We start from the raw sequence: 2,125 nt of genomic DNA on the forward strand, positions 1-2,125 counted from the left end.
CTTCGAGAAGCGCGCGCTCACCCTCGATGGTCGGGCAGGGCCGCATCGGTGAGCTGATCCAGGCAAAACCGCAGGCCCGGCGCGCGCTTCTCGAAGAGGCTGCCGGCATTTCCGGCCTGCACACGCGCCGGCACGAGGCCGAACTGAGACTGAAGGCGGCCGAGCAGAACCTCGAGCGGCTGGACGACGTCGTCGGCGAGTTGGAAAGCCAGATCGAGAGCCTGAAGCGCCAGGCGCGCCAGGCCTCGCGCTTCAAGAACCTGTCGGCCGATATCCGCAAGGCCGAGGCGACGCTGCTGCATCTGCGCTGGACGCTGGCCAAGACCCAGGAAGGCGAGGCGCGCTCGGCGCTTGCCGTAGCAACCACGCTGGTCGGCGACCGCGCCGCCGCCCAGATGGCGGCCGCCAGGGAGCAGGGCATCGCCGCGCACCGGCTGCCGGACCTGCGCGACGCCGAAGCCGCCGCCGCTGCTGCCTTCCAGCGCCTGTCGATCGCCAAGACGCAGATCGAAGAGGAAGCCGGCCGCATCCGCTCGCGCCAGGCCGAGCTGGAACGCCGGCTGCAGCAACTCGACGCCGACATCGCCCGCGAGGAGCGGATGGTGCGCGACAATGCCGACATCCTGGAGCGTCTTCGCACCGAGGAAGCCGAGCTCAATTCGGAAAACGCTGGCGCCGCCGAACGCGAGGCCACCACGCGCGCCGCTTTCGAGCAGGCCGGCGCGACGCTCTCGCAAAGCGAAGCAAAACTTGCTGCGCTGACGGCCGAACGCGCCGAGGCGGCCGCCTCGCGCCACCAGATCGAGCGCACCTTGCGCGAGACCGCCGAGCGCCGCGACCGCTTCGCCCGCCAGCTTGCCGAGGTCGACCGCGAGCTTTCCGACATCGTCGCGCGCATTTCCGGCCTGCCCGATCCCGCCGAGAAGCGCCTGCTTGTCGAGGACGCGCTCGCCCGCCTGGAGGAGAGCGAGCTAGGTGCCATTGCCGCCGAGCAGGCGGTCGCCGAGGCGCGCGCCGCCGAGAATGCCGCCCGTCCGCCGCTGCAGGACGCCAAGGCCGAATCGCAGCGCATCGAGACCGAAGCGCGCACGCTGGCCAAGATCCTCAATGCCGCAAGTGGCGACCTCTTCCCTTCGGTGCTCGAGCAGATCAGCGTTGAGCGCGGCTACGAGACCGCGCTTGGTGCGGCGCTGGGCGAGGACCTCGATGTCCCGCTCGACCGCAGCGCCCCGGTGCACTGGGGCGAGAGCGCGGTCCAGCCCGGCGATGCGGCGCTGCCCGAAGGCGTGAAGAGCCTAGCGAGTGTGGTGCGCGCGCCGGCGCAGCTTGCCCGCCGGCTGGCTCAGATCGGCATCGTCGATGGCGCCGACGGCCGCCGTCTGCAGGCGCTTCTGGCACCGGGCCAGCGGCTGGTCAGCCGCGACGGCGCGCTCTGGCGCTGGGACGGGCTCACCGCCAGCGCCGATGCTCCGACTGCGGCCGCGCAGCGGCTGGCGCAGAAGAACCGTCTGGCCGAGCTCGATGCCGAAGCCGTGCAGGCGACACGCGTCGTGCGCGAGGCCGAGGAAGCACTGGCGCGCGCCGAGCAGGCGATGCGCCAGGCGAGCGAGGCCGAGCGCAACGCGCGCCAGGCCGGCCGCGATGCCCAGCACGGGCTGGATGCCGCGCGCAATGCGCTGGCCGAGGCCGAAAAGGCCGGCGGCGAGCTGGCGAGCCGGCGTGCCGCGCAGGAGGAGGCGCGTGCCCGCATCGTCGACAGCCATGAAGAGACGCAAGCGGCCTTCCTCGAAGCCGAGGAGATGCTGAAGGACGCGCCCGATCTCGGCGATCTCCAATTGCAGCTCGAACAGGTCTCCGCCAACGTCGCGCGCGACCGTGCCACACTTGCCGATGCCCGCGCCGTGCATGAAGGATTGCGGCGCGAGGCAGAGGCGCGCATGCGCAGGCTCGACGCCATCGGCACGGAGCGCAAGAACTGGCTGGAGCGCGCCGAGAATGCCTCGACGCAGATCGCCGCTCTCGGTGAACGCAAGGCCGAAGCCGAAGCCGAGCGCGAGAGGCTGGCCGACGCGCCCGATGAGATCGACACCAAGCGCCGCGCGCTGCTGTCGCAGCTTTCCGAGGC

At 71.5% G+C, this 2,125-nt stretch carries 1 protein-coding gene; it reads left to right on the forward strand.

Annotation, left to right across the window (positions count from 1 at the left end):
* A partial coding sequence (locus EOA29_RS34085; RefSeq protein ID WP_145969977.1) for a chromosome segregation SMC family protein occupies positions 1 to 2,125 on the forward strand: 2,125 nt, incomplete at both ends.

The sequence above is a fragment of the Mesorhizobium sp. M1E.F.Ca.ET.063.01.1.1 genome, from assembly GCF_003998155.1.
Lineage (GTDB): Bacteria > Pseudomonadota > Alphaproteobacteria > Rhizobiales > Rhizobiaceae > Mesorhizobium.